At 50.5% G+C, this 21,547-nt stretch carries 14 protein-coding genes; 3 read left to right on the forward strand and 11 right to left on the reverse strand.

What is annotated here, in order from left to right:
* Positions 1-7: 7 nt before the first annotated feature.
* Entirely contained in the window at positions 8-1,096 is a 1,089-nt protein-coding gene (locus tag BN2762_RS17645) for a tetratricopeptide repeat-containing glycosyltransferase family 2 protein (RefSeq protein WP_148500033.1), read from the reverse strand.
* 1,118 nt (positions 1,097-2,214) lie between these two features.
* On the opposite strand from BN2762_RS17645, the gene BN2762_RS17650 reads away from it, so the two are divergent.
* Both BN2762_RS17650 and cdaS read left to right on the forward strand, forming a co-directional pair.
* Complete coding sequence (locus BN2762_RS17650) at positions 2,215-2,403, forward strand: hypothetical protein (RefSeq protein WP_055108214.1); 189 nt, start codon at positions 2,215-2,217, stop codon at positions 2,401-2,403.
* Positions 2,404-2,721: 318 nt separating this feature from the next.
* Positions 2,722-3,351 carry a sporulation-specific diadenylate cyclase CdaS gene (gene cdaS / locus BN2762_RS17660; RefSeq protein WP_055108216.1) on the forward strand — a complete coding sequence of 210 codons (630 nt, stop codon included), beginning with the start codon at positions 2,722-2,724 and terminating at the stop codon, positions 3,349-3,351.
* 105 nt (positions 3,352-3,456) lie between these two features.
* Here cdaS and BN2762_RS17665 read toward each other — a convergent pair whose 3' ends face one another.
* Positions 3,457-6,909 carry a glycoside hydrolase family 2 TIM barrel-domain containing protein gene (locus BN2762_RS17665; protein ID WP_055110171.1) on the reverse strand — a complete coding sequence of 1,151 codons (3,453 nt, stop codon included), beginning with the start codon at positions 6,907-6,909 and terminating at the stop codon, positions 3,457-3,459.
* A 268-nt stretch (positions 6,910-7,177) separates the two neighbouring features.
* Here BN2762_RS17665 and BN2762_RS17670 point away from each other — a divergent pair, with 268 nt between their 5' ends.
* A complete protein-coding gene (locus BN2762_RS17670) occupies positions 7,178-7,552 on the forward strand; it encodes a hypothetical protein (protein ID WP_055108217.1) in 375 nt (124 codons plus the stop codon).
* A 57-nt stretch (positions 7,553-7,609) separates the two neighbouring features.
* On the opposite strand, the gene treR is transcribed toward BN2762_RS17670, so the two are convergent.
* The 9 genes from treR to BN2762_RS17715 form a co-directional block, all read right to left on the reverse strand.
* The gene (treR, locus tag BN2762_RS17675) at positions 7,610-8,338 is read right to left on the reverse strand and encodes a trehalose operon repressor (RefSeq protein WP_055108218.1); all 729 of its coding nucleotides are present in this window, start codon (positions 8,336-8,338) and stop codon (positions 7,610-7,612) included.
* 45 nt (positions 8,339-8,383) lie between these two features.
* Positions 8,384-10,411 carry a PTS system trehalose-specific EIIBC component gene (gene treP, locus BN2762_RS17680; protein ID WP_055108219.1) on the reverse strand — a complete coding sequence of 676 codons (2,028 nt, stop codon included), beginning with the start codon at positions 10,409-10,411 and terminating at the stop codon, positions 8,384-8,386.
* A gap of 48 nt (positions 10,412-10,459) precedes the next feature.
* Complete coding sequence (gene treC / locus BN2762_RS17685; RefSeq protein WP_055108220.1) at positions 10,460-12,181, reverse strand: alpha,alpha-phosphotrehalase; 1,722 nt, start codon at positions 12,179-12,181, stop codon at positions 10,460-10,462.
* Positions 12,182-12,453: 272 nt separating this feature from the next.
* Positions 12,454-14,286, reverse strand: coding sequence for a glycoside hydrolase family 35 protein (locus BN2762_RS17690; RefSeq protein ID WP_055108221.1), 1,833 nt, complete (start codon positions 14,284-14,286; stop codon positions 12,454-12,456).
* Between the two features lie 66 nt (positions 14,287-14,352).
* Positions 14,353-15,525 carry an alpha-L-fucosidase gene (locus tag BN2762_RS17695; RefSeq protein WP_230202633.1) on the reverse strand — a complete coding sequence of 391 codons (1,173 nt, stop codon included), beginning with the start codon at positions 15,523-15,525 and terminating at the stop codon, positions 14,353-14,355.
* Between the two features lie 95 nt (positions 15,526-15,620).
* Positions 15,621-17,963, reverse strand: a complete 2,343-nt coding sequence (locus BN2762_RS17700) for a glycoside hydrolase family 95 protein (protein WP_055108223.1) — start codon at positions 17,961-17,963, stop codon at positions 15,621-15,623.
* 123 nt (positions 17,964-18,086) lie between these two features.
* Entirely contained in the window at positions 18,087-19,466 is a 1,380-nt protein-coding gene (locus tag BN2762_RS17705; protein WP_055108224.1) for an ABC transporter substrate-binding protein, read from the reverse strand.
* Positions 19,467-19,610: 144 nt separating this feature from the next.
* Positions 19,611-20,447 carry a carbohydrate ABC transporter permease gene (locus BN2762_RS17710; protein ID WP_055108225.1) on the reverse strand — a complete coding sequence of 279 codons (837 nt, stop codon included), beginning with the start codon at positions 20,445-20,447 and terminating at the stop codon, positions 19,611-19,613.
* A gap of 13 nt (positions 20,448-20,460) precedes the next feature.
* A complete protein-coding gene (locus tag BN2762_RS17715; protein WP_055108226.1) occupies positions 20,461-21,393 on the reverse strand; it encodes a carbohydrate ABC transporter permease in 933 nt (310 codons plus the stop codon).
* Between the last annotated feature and the right edge of the window lie 154 nt (positions 21,394-21,547).

Consider the following 21,547-nt stretch of genomic DNA (forward strand, 5'->3'; position numbering starts at 1 on the left):
ATCGCAATCAAGGCGTTACATCGGGAGCTGTGGCGCCTTGTTTCAGAGAAGGCTGGACCCCCTCCAAATACTCCTTGTTATGAATAATCTGCGGATCATTCGGACGATATTCTCTTGCTATTTCATTGTGCTTATAGGCTAATTCATACTCTCCGATATTCGCATAGCATACGCATAGCTGCAGATGCGGCAGCCATGTCCAGCATGCATAATTGATGAATCCTTGCATCTCTTTGGGCAGATCGAGCGTCGCGGCGAGCTTATACCAGAAGATCGACTGACTCCATTGTTTGTTTTGCATGAAATAATATCCTGCCCGACAGCATTGATCTGCCCGGGGGGCAGCGTAAATAAACGACCGGAAGGCCCATTCCAGTGACTTATCATGCTCGCCTAGAAAGTGGCAGCAATCGGATAGCTTCCCGCAGGCATTTATGTTGTCCTCCACCCAGCCCTTTCCTGTTCTCAGGAACCGGAGATAGAACCTCTTTGCCCTTTTATAGAGGCCATGATCATAGAGTTCATTTGCAAAATAATACAAATCCCGCGGGGAGAATGTCTTGCCCTCTGCATAATTCTTTTCATATATTTTAAGGTTGCGGTCGGAATTTCCCTTGGCGCTTTGATGAAAAACCTCGATGTCGGACTCGACAATATTACCACCGACCTCCAGATATTCATGGACAATCCCCTTCCAAACGAACCCCCTTTCTCTTCGAACCAATCTATTCCTCTTGACGCTAAAATTCGGCTTGCCGTATTCATCCCGACCCAGTATATATTTCATCATTACCGAGTCCACCGAGGGAGGGAGCGTTTCCTTCAACAGGAGCAGCTTGTCGGCATTTTCCACAGACAGCACGTCATCGGCGTCAAGCCATAAAATATAATCCATGCCAGCCTTGCTAAAAGAAAAATTCCGGGCAGCGGCAAAATCATCCGTCCATTGGAAATGATATACGTTGGGAGTAAACTCTTTTACAATTTCTATGGTTCTATCGGAGGACCCCGTATCTACTATAATTATTTCATCAACGATACGTTGGACGGACGCAAGGCATCTTGCAATGGTTTCTTCTTCATTCTTTACAATCATGCAAAGGCTTATCGTGGCCAAGCTATCTACCTCCGCTATATTTACTCCAATCAGTATATGAACTATTTAGTAAAAATGTGAGTACATAAATGCGATGGATGGATCTGGGGATGGATCTGGGGATGGATCTGGGCTTGGATCCGGCCATCTGGTGTACAGATGACGAGAGTCGCCACACTCGGCATCTACCGTTCGATGCGCATATAACTGTAAAGAGGCTGTTCCAAAAGTATCACCCTCACCAGCAAAATTGGTTGGTACTCGGTTGAAAAACAACAGGAGCTATGCCGTTTCTTCTCGCCTATCTCTTTGGCTTTTGGCATCGACAGCGGCTCTCTTAAGCAGAGTGGGAGCAAGTGCAAGCCACCCGACCTCCAGACTTATCGACCTCCACACTTACTTTTGGTAAGCCTCGAAACAGGAACTTTTTGAAGCTTTACACTTTGCACGTTTGTTGGAGTGTCTGATATATGTTTCACAAGTACGTTTTACAATTATTTGTGGAAAAAACGCAGAACGCTGGCTTAATACTCAAAAGACTTAGAAGCTGGTCTTTAAGAAAAGGTGTGCGGTAATTATATTTCAAATACGTCCAAGTTAGATAAAGAAGAATTATACCATGCCTATTCGAATGCACTACAAGTTGAAGGGACACTTCTTATACTTGCTGACTATTTTCAATTTGATATGCATCTAATGTTCTTAAAAATGGCATTCTCATTTATGGAACGACCGGTTGCCCTTGATGTGACCCAACACACTTGCCACCTACGTTGCATTAACGTGACCCAACACACTTGCCACCTACGTTGCATTAACGTGACCAAACACGCTCGCCACCTCCTCTTTATGCCTAGCATGAATCGTGGGTTTCACGTTCTAAATGGATTTATTGTAGTTAGTTTCTGCGGCAAAGAAGGGAAAGCAGATTTAAATGGATTTCATGTCGTTAGAAGAAGGGATTTGTCCTTTCTGGGCGGGATTGTGGATTTTAGGTACATGAAATCCATCTACTCCCCTGAAACATTCGTTTAGAGCATAGTTAGTTACATGAAATCCATTTAGCGTTCGAGTTCGACAGCTTATATTCGACAGTTTATAGAGGATGAGTTAAAGAAATGGGATACAGACAAGGCGGAGTTGATTACCAAGAGGTTGATTTCATAGAGTTTGATTCAACAAAGGTTGACCCAACGCAGGTTGATCTAACAGAAGTTCATCCAACAGAGGTTGATCCAACAGAACTCGATCCAACAGAGATTGATCCAACAAAGGTCGACCCAACAGAAGTTGATTCCGCAAGATAACTATCCAAAAGAAAGGGCGCCCCTCAATCTATGATGATTTCTGGGACAGCCCCTTCGTACTATTAGGTCAACCAGATCTAAAGTATTAGCTGATTTTACACTTTTGAACATAATGCGCGTATTAATGATTTCCTGATGCTATAGAGCAGCTAGCGCTGCTCGACAACCTTCCCTCCATAGCAGGAGAACATGGACCTGAACCAGCGTATTCGCGACGGTAACCGAAGCAGCCATAGGCGGCATCAGGATGATAAGTGTCCCTTCTGGACAAGCTAAGTTTTGAATAATAGCCATATCCTTGGAAGCGAGGTATAGAATATGATCGATCATAATTGCAATTCTTCTTCGTTAAAGGAGCATTTAGAAAAACGCCTACATGAGATCATTTCATTAGCTCAGCATAATGTCGAGCTACTGAACCATGAACATGTCTGCCCTGTACAGCAATTCGAAAATATGCGGAATATGATGACCGACATTGTAGAAAGCGCCGCATCCTTTTATTTGAAATGTTATTTATCTCCCTACACCTCGAAATTCGAGGATCTGACCATAAGCGTGCGGAATTTATCCGAGCGGAAGCATGGCGCGCTAATCGTCGTGGAACGGCAGGATTCCCTAGAATCGTTCATCCGCTCCAATATTCCGATTGGAGGGACAATATCTCATGCCTTGATCGAATCGATATTTTATCCAGGAAACCCGCTGCATGACGGTGCTGTTCTGATCCGCGCCGAAACGGTGGTGTCGGCTGCCAACGTGCTTCCCCTGTCCAACATTCATGCAGCGGACAGAAAGTTGGGGACGAGGCACCGCGCGGCGATCGGACTGACCGAGCGATGCGACGCTATCGTCCTTGTCGTATCCGAAGAAACGGGGCAAGCTTCCTTCGCCGTCAACGGAGCTCTGCACCCGATTCATGTGGAAAGCGATCGAGCTCTGGTGTAGTTCGGGTAAGCCGTATGAGACAAAGCCAAAGCCGTTGATAGCCTGACCCTTTAACCTTGTCTCTTCCAGCACCGATTATTGGCGATGCTTCTACTGCAACTCACATTATCTCTCGAACCGGAACCAGCCGAAATCAAACTGGCTACCCGGCAGGAAGATAAAGGTCACCTTGCCCTGGCCAGTTATTTTCTTGATATCAAATACTCGCTCTTCATATCCGTCGGACTGCGTAAACTCAACAAGCTGATTGCTCTCCCCCTCCTCGGACCCGAACCGGACATGAATCGTATTCTTATCGATCGGCGAACGGCCGTAAATCACAAGCCTCGTCGCTCCTTCACTGCTGAAATCCATCTGCTCGAACACCAGGGAGACGTTGTTGCCGATTCCTTCTACGCGGTTATCCGCAACCGTGTACGTATCGCCGTAAATACGGTCGCTATGGGCAGCGCTGTTGCGCTCGAAGGCTCTGTTCCTCGGTTCAAAATAGAATCCCTTGATATGCACCTTCTGCCGCAGCACGAAGCAGAGCGAGGTCACTCCGCGAAGCGGCTTGGACAGGCGATATGTCTCCTCCTGATAGACGTTCCACCTGGTCTCCTTCTGGTAGATCGCATCAGCGAGAAGCTGGCTGCCTTCCTCTCCGGGCATTCCTTCCCATATTTCAAGGGGATACGGTTCACTTGACAGGGCAAAGATCGGGATCGTAATCGTATCCGAGCCGTATGGGCCGAAGTCGATATCGCGGAAGCCGACCTGCGTCTCGCCGTCCCTGCTCGTGGCTACGCCCCTTTCATTGCCGTTGCCGAGCTCTCCCTTGCTATAATCATAGAGTCCTGCTGAAATGAATTTATAAGGATCCTTATATGCCGCGCCAAGTCCCGACGCTGCAAACTCCAGCTGGGATATAAGCTTGATTTTGTCCGTACCGTTCCTGCTCATGCAGCGCAGCCTGAATTCCCCGTCTCCAAGTGCGGTGATTCTTGCTTCGAGCCCATCTGCCTCTACCTTGGCGATATTGGACTCGATCCCCGCATCGTTCACGACGGACCATTCGACGTCGCGGTACGAAGTCTCCGGCGGATGAAGCTGGGCTCTGACCACCATCTCTCGTCTGGACGGATCGAACTTCTGCCCGGCCTCGCTGATCAATTCGATCTTCCGCAGCGGTACTTCATCCGGAGCTCCCATGACGCAAGGCAGCTCTTTGTTCTCCGTCCGGGCGCAAATTCCGGCAGAGACTGTACCGGCCCCGGCCGGGATGGACATGAAACGGGCGGATTGGCCCGCCAAGCCCCGTGAGGTCACTTGCATCCGAATCTCGCCAGACTGCGTGGTAGCTCCGATGATGGCCATGAGCTTGCCGCTGAACAGCCTGCGGCTTTGGCCTTTATACGGATCGTAATCCGTACTGTCCCCATTGTCGAGCCCGATCAGCCTCCCTGCGCCCGTAACCTCGACATGCACCCGGTTATTGGCATTTCCCACGGGACGGCCGGCTTCGTCTTCCATCGCAATTTCAACGAAAATAAGATCCTGTCCATCGGCCAAGAGCTGCTCCTTGTCTGCCTTCAAGCTAATTTTTCTGGCGTCTCCGAAAGAGGTTTTAACGTCAGTAGCAATGATGCGGCCGGTCTCATCATAAGCGATAGCCTTCAATTCCCCTGGAGCGTAAGGGATTGTCCACCAGCCGACAAGCTCCGCTCCATGCTCATGGTCGATATCGTGGGTGCCGATCGTTTGGCCATTGAACAGCAGCTCGATTCTCGGCGCGTTCGAGCAGACCCGCACGTCGATCATTTGCCCCGGATTGAAATCCCAATAAGGCAGAATATGCACCATGGGCCTCGTTCGGTAGTCGGTCCAGGCAGATTGGTAAATATAATAAGAATCCTTAGGGAAGGTAGCAGTATCGATTTGCCCGAAATACGAGTTCTTCGTATGATACGGAGTCGGTTCGCCGATATAGTCAAATCCTGTCCAAATGAATTGCCCCAGCGAAAAAGGCGTATCCCGGTCGGCCAGAATGCAGGCCTCCGCGGATTTCGCTCCCCAGCTCGTGGAGCTGTTGCCGAGTGCCGAGCACTGCTCGTCGTCATCAGCAAGAATGGATTTCCCGAACGGGAAATGATAAATCCCCCGGCTCTGCACAACGGATGCCGTCTCGCTGCCATAGATGATCCAATCCGGATGCTCTTGGTGGTGCTGCTCATAATATTTTTCCGCATAATTATAGCCGGCAACCTTCACGATATCGGCACATTGCTGTGCGTTCTCCCAAGGCATGTAGTTCGAGCCGATCGTTACTCTGGCGTTCTGCTTCGGGTCGTACTCCAGGACGGCATCCATAAGCATCCGGGTAATTTCCTGACCCCGTTCATCAGCGTGGGTATCATAGATCTCATTGCCGATGCTCCACATGATCAGACTCGGATGATTCCGATCCCGCATGACCCAGCTTCTAACGTCCCGGTGCGCCCAGTCTTTGAAAAATCTTGCATAATCATAAGGGGTCTTCGGTCTCTCCCACATGTCGAAAGCCTCCGAGACAACGAGCAGCCCCATTTCGTCCGCCAAATCCATCAGCTCTTTGGCAGGCATGTTATGAGCGGTACGTACCGCGTTGACTCCCATGTCCTTCAGAATGCTAAATCTCCTGCGCAAGGCCGCTTTATTAAAGGCTGCGCCCAGAGCGCCCAGATCATGATGCTCACATACCCCGTTTAACTTCATCTTTTTTCCGTTGAGGAAGAAGCCTTGGGTAGGATCAAGCCGAATATTCCTAAATCCGATAGGATGGGAAATGGTTTCAATCATATGGTCCGTGTCGGCCTGCGGGTTCTCTTTCTGATCCGCTACATCTGAACGCAGTCGGGTGATTAGCTGGTAAAGATAAGGCTCATCCGGGCTCCACAGCCTGGGCATCTGAACCATCAGATTCTGCCGGCTTATGGTGACAGCCCCGGCAACTGCTGTAATTTTGTCTGTCACTTCAGCGATGACTCGGCCTTGATCCAAGAGTATATGAGAGACATATACATCCTCATGCAAGCTCAGCTCCGTGTCGATCTCGATCTCCCAGCCCTGATCCATTTGCTTGGTCGAAATATAAACGCCATCCGTTACGATGTAATTGCAGGCCCTCTCTTTTAACCAAACATTCCGATAAATGCCGGCCCCCGAATACCATCTGCTGTTAGGGCTTTGGTGCACAACCTTTACCAGGATTTCATTTTCCCCCTCGGTAACGGCACCCGTGATTTCAAGCTCAAAGGAGGAATACCCGTACTTCCACTCGCCTACAAATTGTCCGTTGACATAGACCGAAGAATCCATGTAGATCCCATCGAAACATAGCAGAAGCTGTTTATCATTCTTGGTCCATCGAAATTTTTTGCGGTACCAGCCAATGCTGTCCTCATAGAGATTCAGTGTATTGTAGATCAGCCAGTCATGGGGAATGTCAACAGGCTCGAACGGAAGATCTGTATAATTCGCCGTCTCGAGACCGCTTTTTGCAAACTCCCATCGATCATTAAAAAGTATCTTCTTATTCATGGTCGGCATGCTCGCTTTCTTCTATATCATTAATAAACGATTGGATAGCATGTGTTCTTTTCACCTACTATAGCACGATTATCTACGGGATGAGGACGATTTGAGAGGGTTCTAAGTTTTTCAAAGCATTTTCTTTAAGTACTTCCTTAAGAATTGGAAGCTGGGCCGGGAATCGCCAAAAACAAGCGATTACCCTGCTATATCTGTCTCTTACCGCATTCAAAGATTCGCATAAAATATACTATTCTACGAAAAGGAGTGATTTAATTTGGCAAATAGAGATGTGCGTCTGGCTCTTTGGTCTGGCAACAATTTTTCGGTTCGTCGAATTCTTCTCAGACGGGGAGGAGTTGCGATCCGTGATTTAGGGGCGTTCCGGTTTAACAACGCGCTGTCGAGCTTCCGACTGAGAAATGTTGCTCAGAGCTCTCAAGTCACCCTGGTACTGTTTTCGCAAATTAACTTCCAGGGATCGTTCCGCGTGTTCCGCGGCAGCCAGAACGTAGCGAATTTAAGCAATTTTAACTTTAACAATGTCACGTCTTCCTTAGTTCTGGTAGGCCGTAATCTTACAAATGCTGAAATTTCCCAAATTCAAAGCTCAGGCAGACCGCCGCAAGACGTACTCATTATCAGACAATAATACCGAAAAAGGGTGCCCAGAGGGCACCCCTTTCTTTAGTATTTAAAACATCATTACCTAGGCTTCTACCCTGGAGATTCTTCTTGCAAAATCAACGAACTGAAACTTGTCCAGCCGGTGTCTCGACTCCGTGTATTGAAAAAGCGTTGTATCCTCCAGATGTACATAACCCCGGACGACGACGACATGCGTATCATCTTTTAAATCCATGTACTGATGATCCATGTTCGTAGCCCGTTCGACGCTAATGACCTTCTCTGCGTAGCTGATTTTCAACAAAAGCTCCTGCTCCAGATATTGATATATGGAATCTGCCGCAATGTCCTTCGTTAAATTCGGTATGATTTCGGCAAGCAAATAATCAATATCCAGAATGATGCGCTCTCCGTCGATTTCCCTGGAGCGAATGACCTTCCAGACCGGCTGGTTTGCCTCGATTCGCAGCTCTTTTGCGATGTCGCCCCCTGCTGGCACGCGCTCGGTGGCATAGACCAGAGTTCGGCTCTTTTTGCCTAATCGCTCGGAGAGCTCCTTGTAGCTGACCAGACCCGATATCGGAAACTTCAGCCTCCCCGTATCCAGGACGAAGGAGCCCTTCCCTTTTACTTTGTTGATATAACCGTTCTGAGCCAATAGATTCAGGCCCTTGCGTACCGTCTCTCTCGAGATCTGATAGGCCTCTGCGAGCTCATTCTCCGAGGGCAGCTTGCTGCCGGGACGGAGCGCTCCCGTATCGATCTGTTCGGCGTAATCCTTGTAAAGGCTCATAAAAATGTTGTTCTTCATCACCTGATCACCAACATTATTGTATCATGATTTACGGCAATGTCATTAAGTCCCGGTCTCTTCACCTGCGGCTCCCAGCGTAACCCGCATCACCGGGGTCTTGCACTGAACCGCTTCTCCTTCATATTCATCCACCTTAAGAACGGCGTCCTGCCCGTCCGGGACGATAACCGGGGTAATCACGGGAAGACCGGCCTGCTCGATCCGCTCTTTATCGAATTCAAGCAGCAGCTGCCCTTTGGAAATGGCAGCCCCGCTCTCAACGTGAGCGGTGAAGCCGTCGCCTTTTAAGGATACGGTGTTAATGCCGACGTGAATCAATATCTGGATGCCGTTCGTATCCGTTAGAACCAGAGCATGCTTGCTCTTGATCAAATGAGCCACCGTACCGTCAAAGGGTGCGTATACCTTGCCTTCCGACGGAATGATCGCAATGCCCGGGCCCATCTGCTTCTCTGCGAATGCCGGATCAGGCACCTCGGACAAAGGCACGATAACTCCGCTAAGCGGTGCCGGAATATCAATCGGAAGCATCGCCACTTCCTTTTGAGCATCTTGGGCATCTTGGGCATCTTGAGCTTTTTGAGTCTCTGGAGCTTCCTGAAGCTTAACTGCCGCTTCCCCCTGCACTCCCTGATGATCCTTCATCGCCGGACCTGCCTGCGCCATCCGGTATTTTCCGTACAGCAGCGTCCCCGCAAAAGGAACCACGAGTACAATCGCCATGCCAAGGAAGAATACCCCCCATTGATTCGGGAAGATGGATAGGAAGCCGGGAATTCCCCCTACCCCGATGGAAGAGGCCAGTACATTGTTGATTGCCAAGATGACACCCGCAATTCCGGAACCGATCATCCCAAAAATAAAAGGATATCTGTGACGCACGTTCACACCGAAAATAGCCGGCTCAGTCACCCCCAGGAAAGCGGAAATCGACGATGTTACGGCAAGGCCCTTCGCTTTCTGCTCCCTGGCAACGAACATCATAGCGAGCGCCGCAGCGCCCTGAGCGATATTCGCCAAGGCCAGCATCGGCCATAGGAAGGTTCCGCCTTGGCTGCCGATGAGCTGGATGTCAACGGCCAGGAAGGTATGGTGCATTCCTGTAATGACCAGCAGCGAGTACAAGCCTCCGTAAATCAAGCCGCCAAGCGCGGCAAAGGAGTCAAAAATGCCGACCAGCCCCGATGTCAAAACGTTTCCGATCGCAAACGTGATCGGCCCGACGGCGATAAACGCGAGGAAGCCGGTCACCAGCAATGCTACGGGAGCTACGATAAGCAGCTTAATCGAGTCATGCACCCGCTTGTTCAGGAAGCCCTCAATTTTAGCCAACAGATAAGCGGACACCAGCACAGGAAGCACCTGGCCCTGATAGCCTATCTTCTCGACTTCAAAGCCGAAGAGGTTCCAGACGGGAACCGTGCCTGCCAGCTTGGCATCGGCGTATTGATAAGCGCTCATGAGATCGGGATTGACCAGAATAAGGCCAAGCACGATCCCGAGCAGCGGGCTCCCGCCGAATTGGCGCACCGCGGACCAGCCGATCAGCACAGGCAGGAAGGCGAAGGCCGTGCTTGCAATCAGATTGATGATCGAAGCCACGTCCGCCCACTGCGGATGAACCTCAATGAGAGATTGGCCAGCATAGAAAATGCCGGGGCCCGTAAGGATGTTATTGATGCCGAGCAGCAGGCCCGCCATAACGATCGCCGGCAATATCGGAATGAAAATATCAGCCAGCGTCTTAATCGCCCGTTGAAGCGGATTTTGCTTCTTGCTGGCCAGCGTTTTTACATCGTCCTTGCTCGCCCTGGCGCCTCCGGTAATTTTCAGCATTTCATCATAGACCTGGTCGACCAATCCCGGTCCGATCACCACCTGAAATTGGCCCTGTGTAGAGAACTGCCCTTTGACAAGATCATTTTCGTCCAATGCCCTGGAATTCACCTTGCTTTCATCCACAAGGGCAAATCTTAACCGGGTCACGCAATGCGTAGCGGCTTCGATATTGTCTTTGCCGCCAACGGCTTCGATGATACGCTCCACGTTTTTGCGATCTATATTCGCCATCGTCATCCGCTCCTGACTATTAGGATTGATAATTCACCATATTAAACATTATGAGTTAACGTTATTAATAATCCACATATATGAGCCGTATGGCGGCAGCTTGATCGAAGCCGACAGCTCCGGCGCTTCCTCCGTATTGCCTAGAAGTAGCTCTTTGGAGCCAGCGGCAGCAAAGCTTGCCGCCCATTGGCCTGGAAGCTCGAATTGCGTCTGCTCCCGGCTGAAATTTGAAATAACAACCAGTGTCTGCTTCTCGTTCTTTCTTGCATAGGCATAAACCCGGGGATGTCCCTCATCGAGCCGTTCATATTCTCCGTCCGTTAGTATCGGCAGGCTCTTGCGCAGCTGGATTAACCGGCGATAGTGATGATAGATTGAATTGGGGTCTTCAACCTCCTGCTTCGCGTTGATGAACGGATACCGTTCATCGATCTTGATCCACGGCGTTCCGGTCGTGAATCCGGCTTGATCGCTGTCATCCCACAGCATGGGCAGCCGGGAATTATCCCTGGAGCGAACCTTCACGATGCAGGCGGCCTCCTCCGGCGTTTTTCCTCGCTGGATAAGGATTTCATACATGTTCCGCGATTCGATGTCACGAAACTCCGAAATGTCGCCCCACTTCGGATCAGGCATCCCGATTTCCTCACCCTGGTATACGTAAGGCGTTCCTTGCAGGCCGTGCAGTGTGGTGGCAAGCAGCTTGGCGCTCTCTGCCCGGTATTCATGATCATCCGTAAAACGGGTCAGCGCCCTCGGCTGGTCATGATTGTTCCAGAACAGCGCATTCCAGCCTCCTCCCTGCTGCATGCGGGTTTGCCATACGGAGAGCAGCCTCTTTAGCTCCTCGAAATCATACGGCTTGAGCTCCCACTTCTGCCCGTTCGGATAGTCCACCTTCAAATGATGGAAATTGAATGTCATGGAGAACTCATTCTCCTCCGGGTTTGAATAACGAATACAGTGCTCCAGCGTAGTGGACGACATTTCTCCGACTGTAACCAGGTTATAGGGCCTGAACACTTTGGCGTTAAGCTCTTTCACAAATTCATGCACCCGGGGACCGTCGGTATAGTACCGGCGCCCATCCCCTGGCGGAACTGACCCGTCATCCATCGGGAAGGCCTGGTCCTTGGAAATGAGATTAATGACATCCATGCGGAATCCGCTTACGCCCTTCTCCGCCCAGAAGGTAAGCAAGTCCACAACCTCCTGCCTGACCTTCTCATTCTCCCAATTCAGATCGGCCTGTGTCTTATCGAACAACGTCAGGAAATACTGCCCCGTGCCCTCATCATACTGCCATGCCGAGCCCCCGAATTTGGACTGCCAATTGTTCGGCGGCCCTCCACCTGCTGCCGGGTCCCGCCAAATATAATAGTCGCGGTAGGGATTGCTGCGGGAGGACCTCGCTTCCTTGAACCAGCGATGCTCCGTGGACGAATGATTCACCACGATATCGATCATCAGATGCATGTCTCTTCGCTTCAGCTCCCTAACGAGCTCGTCGAAATCCTCCATCGTCCCGAATGCGGGATCGATGTTATAGTAATCCGCAACGTCGTAACCGTTATCATTTTGCGGAGATACATACACCGGCTGCAGCCATACGATGTCGATCCCCAGTCCTTTTATATAATCCAGCTTCTCGGTAACCCCGCGGATGTCGCCGGTACCGCTGCCTGTTGTGTCCTTGAAGCTCTTGGGGTATACCTGATAAACCGTAGAAGTTCTCCACCAATCCCGAGGCAGATTTCCTTTGGTTTCCATGAAACTTCCCCCTCCTTATCATCTTGTATATACAGGTTGTACGTAAATCATAATACTTGTATATACAGGTGTCAACCTTATAAATATTAATACCCTTTTCTTGCTAAATAGACGCTCTGCAGCGCGTACTTGATCTTTGTTTTGTATTTATAAAACTAAAAAAAAGATCCCCCCTTCCAGTTGAAAGGTGAGATCTTATGACTCATGTTATGCTGTTGCCTTGCTTCATATACGTAAGCTAATACTGCTTTGGGGAAGCCCCTCTTTATGGACTATTCCTCCTCATCATTAGCAAAATTCAGTACAGCGTCGTCTACCTGAGCGACCGTTCCTAAATCAGGAGTATCCGTCAGCTCAATTTCACAGTTGACCGGGCCGGAATGAAGCTCGAACAGGACGATCTCATTCCGTCCCTGCTGCAGCAACGGGCCTGGAACATACAAGGTACGCTGCGGACCGGCGCTCCAGTAGCGTCCCAGGTTGAAACCGTTCACCCAGGCAATGCCTTTGTACCAGCCATCAAATCGCAGGAACGTATCGCCAGGCTCCTGCACCTCGAAGCTTCCGCGGTAAAATGCGGGCCGTTCCTCCCCATTCTCCCCGTCCGCTGCCGCGGCATCAAGCGCATCATATTTGAGTCCGGCCAGAGTCTCCGGCTGCAGAGGCAGCGGCCGAACCGTCCAATCAAATTGGAACTGATTATCGATTCGTACTCCCTCCGTAATCCCTTTCGGATCACGAATCAGCGGCCCGTAATTGACTCGGCCCATATTCTCGACGAGAATATCGAGCTTCACTCCCTCGGCTGGCACGGAAATTTCCAGCGGCTGCGGATTCCAGCGCTCAATAACACCGAGCAGGCGGCCATTCAGGAATACCTGAGCCCGGTCACGCACGTCCTGGATGTACAGCTTCTGTCCCTGACGCGGTCCTTTGACAAAGGTGCTGTACAGAATGAATCCGTAGGACTGTCCGAATTTCTCCATCGGCCGCACGTTGACGCTATGGATCGGCCCGGACAGCTGCTGCAGGGCAGCATCCGTGAACAGCTCCGCCTTCTCCGTCAGCTGCACCTTCCCGTAAGCAGCCTTCGGGATCGGCTCCGGGAACGGACAGCCTGGTGCAAATCCGTGCTTGGCAAGCACTTTCCTGACCGCCTCCAGCTTCTCCGTGCTGTCCCCCCATTCGGTCAGAGGAGCGTCATAATCATAGCTTGTCGTTGTCGGTTCATACGTGACAATATGGTTAGCTCCGTTGTAGAAGCCGAAGTTGGTTCCGCCATGGAACATGTACATGTTGATGGATGAGCCTTGAGCCAGCATTTCATCGAGCACTTTGGCAACATCCGCTCCGTCCCGGACATGGTGATCCTCCATCCAATGGTCGAACCAGCCGTTCCAGTATTCCATAACCATCAGCGGCTCGTCTTTCCGGTACTCCCGGTATTTCTGGAACGACTCCTTGACCCGGGAGCCGAAATTAACCGTGGCATGCACATCGGGTAGCGTGCCTCCAAGGAGCATCTCATCGGTAGGCCCGTCCGAGGTGAAGAGGAGTACATCGATGCCCCGATCGATCAATCCTTTGCGCAAATAATCAAGATAAGCCGTATCATTCCCGTAGCTGCCGTACTCATTCTCTATTTGCACGGCGATAATCGGCCCGCCCTTGCTGGAGAGGTAAGGCACAAGCCTAGGAATTAACTGGTCATAATAGCGGTCCACCTTGGATAAATAGAGAGGATCCATACACCGAAGCTGGAGATCGCTATACGATAACAGCCAGGCAGGCAATCCGCCGAACTCCCATTCCGCGCAGATGAACGGGCTTGGCCTTACGATGACATGCAGCCCAAGCTCTCCGGCCAAACGAATAAACGACTCAACGTCTGCCATCCCCGTGAAATTAAACGCTCCTTCACTTGGCTCATGTACGTTCCAAGCAATATAAGTTTCCACCGTGTTGAATCCGCTAGCCTTCAATTTCAATAACCGGTCTTTCCAATATTCCGGGACCACTCTGTAATAATGGATTGACCCCGAAATAATCCGATAAGGCTGTCCATCCAGCAAATACTGGCCTTGATTCCAAGTAAGTAAGCTCATGAATAATTTCCTCCGCAAAAATAGATGATGAATAGGTTATTTTGAAATTCATCCGCTGACATCGAATTAAATTTGAGCGCCATAAATAGCCATTTTACGAATCATCGGATCAGCGGCAGCTTCGGTGATCTGCAGACGAATTTTTTCGGCTAATACTGGAGTTACCGCATCGATCTTCTTGTGGCCGATAGCAGTGCCATCCACGATCTTCCTCCAAGCTCCATCCGTATACGCCTCAAGAACGTATTGTCGCACTCTTTCCCCATATGCAATATCTTCCATAAGCACGATGTGATCAACCATCGCGGGTACAGGCAGCTCCAGCTCGATCTTATGCTCGCTGCCCGTTGTCTCAGCCAAAGGATCGTCCAATCTGCGCCGGATCTCCTCTCCGAATTCCAGCAGGCGCTTCACATCTGCTTCAGGCAGAAGACCGCGGTTATCCGGAGAGACATTAAGCAGAAGCGTTGCGCCGTGGCCGACCGAGCGATAATAAATATCCATCAGCTGCTCCAGGGATAACAGCAAGTCCTCTTCATTCGGATGCCAGAACCAGCGGTCCCTGCGAATCGGCACATCGCATTCCGCGGGCACCCATGCCGGAGTCTCAGGCAGCCATTGCAAGGAGGCTTCGCTAAACATACTGCCTTTGGCGGTCGTTGCAGTGTTCCAGCAAGGATACGGGGCAAGCCCGTCTTCATTACCGACCCAGCGGATCGTAGGGGCGCCCATATTGAAGACCATGGCCTCTGGCTGATGCTGCTTGACCAGATCCATGATCCGCCGCCAGTCATATTCGCGCCCTTCGGAGCCGGCGCCGTCGAACCAGATTTCTATCAGCGGACCGTAGCCGGTAAGCAATTCCTCCAGCTGCCGGCAGTAGAAATCATCATACCGCTCAGGATCCGAGTAGCATGGTTCATGCCGATCCCAGGGGGATAAATAAATGCCGAAATCAATCCCTTCCTCACGGCAGGCGTCGGCACATTCCCTGACTACATCACCATTTCCGTTCCGCCAAGGGCTGGAAGCCACCGAATAACCGGTCGTCGAGGTAGGCCACAGGCAAAAGCCGTCATGATGCTTCGCGGTCAGAATGAAATAGCGGAATCCCGCCGTTTTGGCTGTTCTGACCCATTGTCTGGCATCCAATTGCAGCGGGTTGAATCGTTCAGGGGAATCCTTGCCCTCTCCCCATTCCTGATCACAAAACGTATTTATCCCGAAATGGCAGAACATCCCCAACTCCTTGTCCTGCCACGCCAGCTGCTCGGGGGTTGGCAGAGCCAACAAATCTTCCAGATAGCGTTTGTTCAAAGCTTTACTCCTCCTTATCATGCTTCCACTCGTTGATGTTGACTGCTGCATTGCAGCGGCATAATGCGATAGCGCTTCCCCTGCTCTGCGGTAAATGTATATTGATAGCCCGCGCCTGCACTGATGCTTGCATTCGGTACAGGAGAATGATCGGAGCCGAGGACGGCCAGCTGCAATCCATGGTACAAAACGCAGCTCCCCGTATGCTCGGAGTAAATCTCTGCGGCCTTGAGCTTCCCATTCTCCCATTGAATATCAACCACATAGCCGCCCCTGGCGCGCAAGCCTTTAACCGAGCCGCTTGGCCAAGCGGATGGCAGAGCGGGCAGCAGGCGAAGTTCACCGCCATGGGATTGCAGCAGCATTTCCTGAATCGCAGCGGCTCCTCCGAAATTCGCATCGATCTGAAACGGGGGATGATCACCGAACAGATTAGGATGCACCGCCTTCTGAAGCAGCTCGCGAAGACTGTTATACGCCCGTTCACCATCACCGAGCCTGGACCAGAAGTTAGCGATCCAGGCCTGGCTCCAGCCGGTATGTCCCCCGCCAAACTTCAAGCGGCGCTCCAGTGTTGTACAGGCGGCGGCTCCAAGCTCAGGCATTCTGTGAGGCATAATCTGTTCTCCAGGATGAAGGGCAAACAAATGCGAAATATGGCGATGCCCCGGCTCTTGCTCTTCATAGTCGATAGCCCATTCCATAATCTGACCATGCCGGCCGATCTGAGGCTTCGGAAGCTTCTCCCTTGCATCTGTCCACTGTGCGATCAGTTCATCATCAAGCCCCAGGCATTCAGCAGCCTCTATACAGGCCGTGAGCAGCGCATAAATAATTTGTGAATCCATGGAAGGGCCGGAGCATAAAGAACCCGCCTGCCCTTTTTCGTTAACATAGCTGTTCTCCGGTGAAAGCGAAGGCGAAGTCACGAGATAGCCGTTGCCATCATAGATCAGAGCATCGAGGAAGAACAGCGAGGCCTCCTTCAGCACCGGATAAGCCCGTTCCCGCAGAAACTCCGCGGACAGATTGTACCGGTAATGCTCCCATAAATGCAGGGCCAGCCAGGCCCCTCCCATCGGCCAAAAAATTGCCGGCGTCCACGCTCCGTACAAGCCGCTCTCCGCCCACAGATTTGAGGAGGAATGTGCCACAAAGCCCTTCGCGCCATACAAGGAGGCCGCTGTTTTGCGTCCATTAACAACCAGCCGATCGATAAAATCGAATAATGGCTCATGGCATTCCGGCAAATTGCCCGCCTCGGCGATCCAGTAATTCATTTGCAGATTAATGTTCAGATGATAGTCGCTCTCCCAAGGCGGCGTGAAGCTCTCATTCCAGATGCCCTGCAAGTTGGCCGGCAAGCTGCCAGGCCTGGAGCTTGCCATCATTAAATAACGGCCATATTGGTAGAACAGCGCTTCGAGCCAAGGATCCTCCCTCCCTTGCCTATAGTTCAGCAGCCGTTCCGAGGTAGGCATATGGAACTCCTCTGCTGATTGATCACCCGGATGCAGCTTCAGGCTCACCCGATCAAATAAAGCCTGGTGATCGGCCTTATGCTCATCCAGCAATGCCCCGTACGGCAATGTAGCAGCAATTTCTGCCTGCCTTATAGCTTCGGCGTACGGATCTTCGCAGCGGAAGGACGTTTGGGCTGCGAGCAGCAAAGTGACCGCATCCGCTCCCCGAATGTCGAGATAATTAGCGCTGGCCTGACAACCCCCGCCAATCACGCATGCGCTTAGTACAGCTGCATACTTTACGCCGTCCGCCCCGCAAGCTCCCTCCATCGCCAAGGTATGTTCATTCTCCTGCCTCATCTCTCCATCGAATGGACGCCTGCTTAGCCGCGCGGTCAGGCTAATGGCCCCCGGCCTTGATGCTGTCATGCGGACGACAAGCACTTGATGGGCGGCGCTAGCGAAAATTTCCCGGCCATAGCGAATACCTGCAGCTTCATAGCTTACGGAGGCAACACCTGTCCTAAGATCCAATTCACGGCTATAATCCGCCGCCTCTGCCGTATCATGACCGAACTGAAGCAGCAAATCCCCCAGCGGCTGGTAAGGGCCGAAATACTGCGGTGAGTTCGTAAAATGCAGGAGCATCTGCCTTTCGGCCTCCTGCACCTCACCCTTGTGAAGCAAAGCTCTGATATCGCCCAGCTTCCTCCATGCCTCAGGGTTGTCGCTTTGCTTCGGCCCGCCGTACCAGATCGAATCCTCGTTTAATCCGATTCGTTCCGAGGCTGTGCCGCCAAATACCATTGCGCCAAGCATGCCGTTGCCAACCGGAAAGGCCTCCGTCCAGACCCGGGCCGGCTGCTTCTCCATAAGCTTGTTGATCTCATTCATCATCGCCCTACTCCTAAATAGATAGTCCGCAAGTAGATAGCAAGGGCCGTCTCTCATGTTCAAACGATCATTGAGACGGCCCTTGCGTTCAATTACTAGTCAATACTTCAGCATTCAGTATTCCTGTTACTTGATGACACCTTTCTCGTTGATGATCTTCGTGGCTTCATCAACCATCCATTGCTGCACTTCATCAATCGGCTCATTGCTTAGCATAAACTTGCTAAAGCCGTTGTTGATTACCTTGGTGATTTCTGAAGTTGCAGTTGTCATTACTTCTGCAGCATCCAGGAATTGGATATCTTCGCTGAACAGCGTATATTTAAGCGATTCAATATCATACATCTCTTCCTTGCCGGCCACCAGTCTTGTCAGCAGCTCTTCGTTGTTGGCCTTCTTATATCCGGAGAATTCTTGTCTGTTCTCCGAATCCGCAGTCGTCATGAATCTCATCAGCTTATAGGCAGCTTCCTTGTTCTCCGAAGTAGAACCCATAGCGATTTGCGAACCGCTGGTGAAATATTTGCCTTCGTAGCCTTTAGGCTCTGCCCCCTTCGGAGGCACCGGTACTGGCGCGAACGCCGTCTTGAACGTATGCGGATATTGCTCCGTATTGCCTGGATCCGGAATCGTGAAGTTGCCCGTAAGAATCATTGCGGCATCTTCATTGAAGAACTCAGTACGATAGTTAAGCTTTGCTGCAAGAACATCTGCGTAGGTTTTAGCCGACTTGTCAACCTCTTCCATGTCTTTGCGCAATTGGAAGAAATATTTATACGATGGGTCAGACAGAATCGTCGTACCGTCATCATATACGAACGGATCCTTCATCATCGTCTGGGCAGGGGCATTCATATACAGCTCCCAAGTATGGAAGTAAGAACCGTAGCGTTTGTCCACGCCTTCGCCCTTCGTCAGCTTCTTGGCATATTCACGGTAATCATCCCAGGTCCAGCCGAATTTAGGGATTTCCAGTCCAGCTTCATCGAGCGCATCCTTGTTCAGCATGACGTAGTTGATGCTCTTGGTGTACTGCATCCCATAATATTTGCCGTCTACCTTCGTGTTAACATAGTACTCATCCTCAGGTACGACGCCTTCCTGCTCATAGAACTCGTTCAGCGGCGCAAGCGCCCCGCGGGTAGCGCGCTCGAGAGCAGCTCCCAAGCTTGGCAGCTGTACAACGTCAATCGCTTCCCCGGAAGAAATAAGGAAATCGAGCTTCTTCATCATTTCCACGGAATCCCCAGGTACGAGAATGACATGCTCGACCTTGATATTCGGATTTTGATCCATAAATTCCTTCAGCATAGCATCGGTTCCCACGGCTTGAGCATCGTTATCCCAGTTGTAATACTTGATGGTAACCGGCTTATCGGACGAGCCGCCCGATGCGTTTCCTTCAGATCCGGAATTTCCGGATTTGCCGCATCCGCTGATCAGCAGGCTGATGGCAAGGATCGTGCCGAGAATGATGGAAAATCTTTTTTTACGCTTATGTGTCATCTTACTTCCCCCTGCACTGAAATTTTAGTGTAGTGCTTGTACATGTCTCATTATAGGCGGTCACCATAAAGGTCAAGTGCAAAATTTTGATGTTCTAGGAATACATTTTTGACTTTTATGATAACGCTTGCTCCGATTTAGAAATCAGCCTTTTACGCCTCCCAGTGCAATACCGTTTATGACCTGCTTCTGCAGCGCGATGAATATGATCAGCAATGGAATAATCGCCGATACGGCCGCCGTCATCATAATCGCATAGTTGTTCGTGAAGTCGTCGCGGAACAGCGTCATCCCGAGCGGAATAGTATACAGATCTTTATCCAGCAGGAAGATCAGGGGATTCTGATAATCATTCCAGGTCCAGATAAATTTAATGATAGCTACGGTTGCTAACACCGGCTTACAGAGCGGAACCATGATCGAAGTAAAAATTCTAAAATGCCCTGCCCCGTCAATTCTCGCCGCCTCTATAAATTCATCGCTGACTCCGGCCATAAATTGCCGCAGCAGGAAAGTGAAATAGATGGAAAACATGCTCATCAAGATAATCGCTGCATGTGTATTGTAAAGGCCAAACCAGCGAATTAGCAAGAAACGCGGAATCAGCGTTGCCTGATCCGGAATAATCATGAAGGACAAGAGCGCCAGGAACACAAGATTGCGCCCTCTAAAATTGATCTTCGTCAGCGAATAAGCCGCCATGGATGAAATTATCAGCGTAATACAAGTGGTAATAATCGCAATCTTGAATGAGTTGAAGTAGAACTCATAGAATGGAACCTTTCCCATCCAGACCATTTTGAAATTATACGCTACATTAATCTTCTCGGGAATCCATTGGATCGGGAAGCGCATAACATCCTTCTCATATTTAAATGCTGCCGAGACCATCCAGATGAGCGGTATGAGAAACACGACGGACAAGGCGCCCATGAAGACGGTGATTATCGCTTTTGACATGTTTTTACGAATTAGCTGCATTTTGATATTCCCCCTAGTCTTCGTTTCTCATTTTCCAGGTCAGCGCCGTAAGCAGACCGATGATCGCGAACAGCAGCCAGGAAATGGCGGAAGCGTAGCCCATATTGTAGTATTTGAAGCCTTCCTCATAAATCCGGTAGACCAGCACCGTCGATGAATTGTTCGGTCCGCCCTCCGTCAAGTAAGCGATAATATCGAACACTTTAAACGATCCGATCAGCATCGTGATCAGCAGGAAGAAGGTGGTGGAGCGCAGCATCGGCACCGTAATGGAGAAGAACTTCTTCAAAGGACCTGCCCCGTCTATTTCCGCCGCTTCATAAATTTCATTGGAAATGTTCGTCAGTCCGGCCATATAGATGATAATCGTATAACCGAGGCTCGCCCACGAGCTGATAATAGCGATGGACAAGAGTGAAGTCTTCGGATCAACCAGCCATTTCGGAGGACTGGAAAGTCCGAGATCCATCAAGAACTGGTTAATCGGTCCAAGCGAAGGGTGGAACAATGCGCTCCATACCGCTGCAACCGCGATAATCGAGGAAATATACGGAATGAAGAACGCTACCTTAAAATAATCTTTGAAGAAGACGCTGTTATGAATCAGCACGGCCATGACCAGAGCGATCGCAATCGGAATCGGAACCGTCATAATCATGTAGAACACATTGTTCTTCACAGCTTGAATGATCGTCGGGTCCTGGAACAGCTTCAAATAGTTGTCAAGCCCGATAAATTCGATCCCTTGCACCCCGGACAACAAATCCCATTTCGATAAACTCAGGTATAAAGAAAATCCAAGCGCGAATACGTTAAGAAATAACATACCGATAATTTCCGGAGCTAGGAAGAGCCAGCCGATCAGGGCATCCTTCCGGTGAGGAGTCAAAAATTTCTTCCGTGGTTTTCTGTGGGTGCCTGGTACAGGTTGTTTTACTGCCTCCACGTTATATCACCTCTACAAATTAATAAGTTGTCATTATAGTAATACATCGGGAGACAGGATATAGGAGTGATTATGACCAGCCGCGTGCATAATTTTGACCTTCTTATTTTAGGGAGAACATGCCCTCTTCCCCCAGCTTGCAAAAAAAAAGCGT

The sequence above is a fragment of the Paenibacillus ihumii genome (assembly GCF_001403875.1).
Classification (GTDB): domain Bacteria; phylum Bacillota; class Bacilli; order Paenibacillales; family Paenibacillaceae; genus Fontibacillus; species Fontibacillus ihumii.

Coding starts and splice junctions, on each gene's coding strand:
- BN2762_RS17705 (WP_055108224.1), bottom strand. CDS start 19,466: ATGACACATAAGCGTAAAAAAAGATTTTCCATCATTCTCGGCACGATC.
- treC (WP_055108220.1), bottom strand. CDS start 12,181: ATGGAAACCAAAGGAAATCTGCCTCGGGATTGGTGGAGAACTTCTACG.
- treP (WP_055108219.1), bottom strand. CDS start 10,411: ATGGCGAATATAGATCGCAAAAACGTGGAGCGTATCATCGAAGCCGTT.
- BN2762_RS17700 (WP_055108223.1), bottom strand. CDS start 17,963: ATGATGAATGAGATCAACAAGCTTATGGAGAAGCAGCCGGCCCGGGTC.
- treR (WP_055108218.1), bottom strand. CDS start 8,338: ATGAAGAACAACATTTTTATGAGCCTTTACAAGGATTACGCCGAACAG.
- BN2762_RS17645 (WP_148500033.1), bottom strand. CDS start 1,096: ATGATTGTAAAGAATGAAGAAGAAACCATTGCAAGATGCCTTGCGTCC.
- cdaS (WP_055108216.1), top strand. CDS start 2,722: ATGATCGATCATAATTGCAATTCTTCTTCGTTAAAGGAGCATTTAGAA.
- BN2762_RS17710 (WP_055108225.1), bottom strand. CDS start 20,447: ATGCAGCTAATTCGTAAAAACATGTCAAAAGCGATAATCACCGTCTTC.
- BN2762_RS17695 (WP_230202633.1), bottom strand. CDS start 15,525: ATGTTCTGCCATTTCGGGATAAATACGTTTTGTGATCAGGAATGGGGA.
- BN2762_RS17650 (WP_055108214.1), top strand. CDS start 2,215: ATGGGATACAGACAAGGCGGAGTTGATTACCAAGAGGTTGATTTCATA.
- BN2762_RS17690 (WP_055108221.1), bottom strand. CDS start 14,286: ATGAGCTTACTTACTTGGAATCAAGGCCAGTATTTGCTGGATGGACAG.
- BN2762_RS17665 (WP_055110171.1), bottom strand. CDS start 6,909: ATGAATAAGAAGATACTTTTTAATGATCGATGGGAGTTTGCAAAAAGC.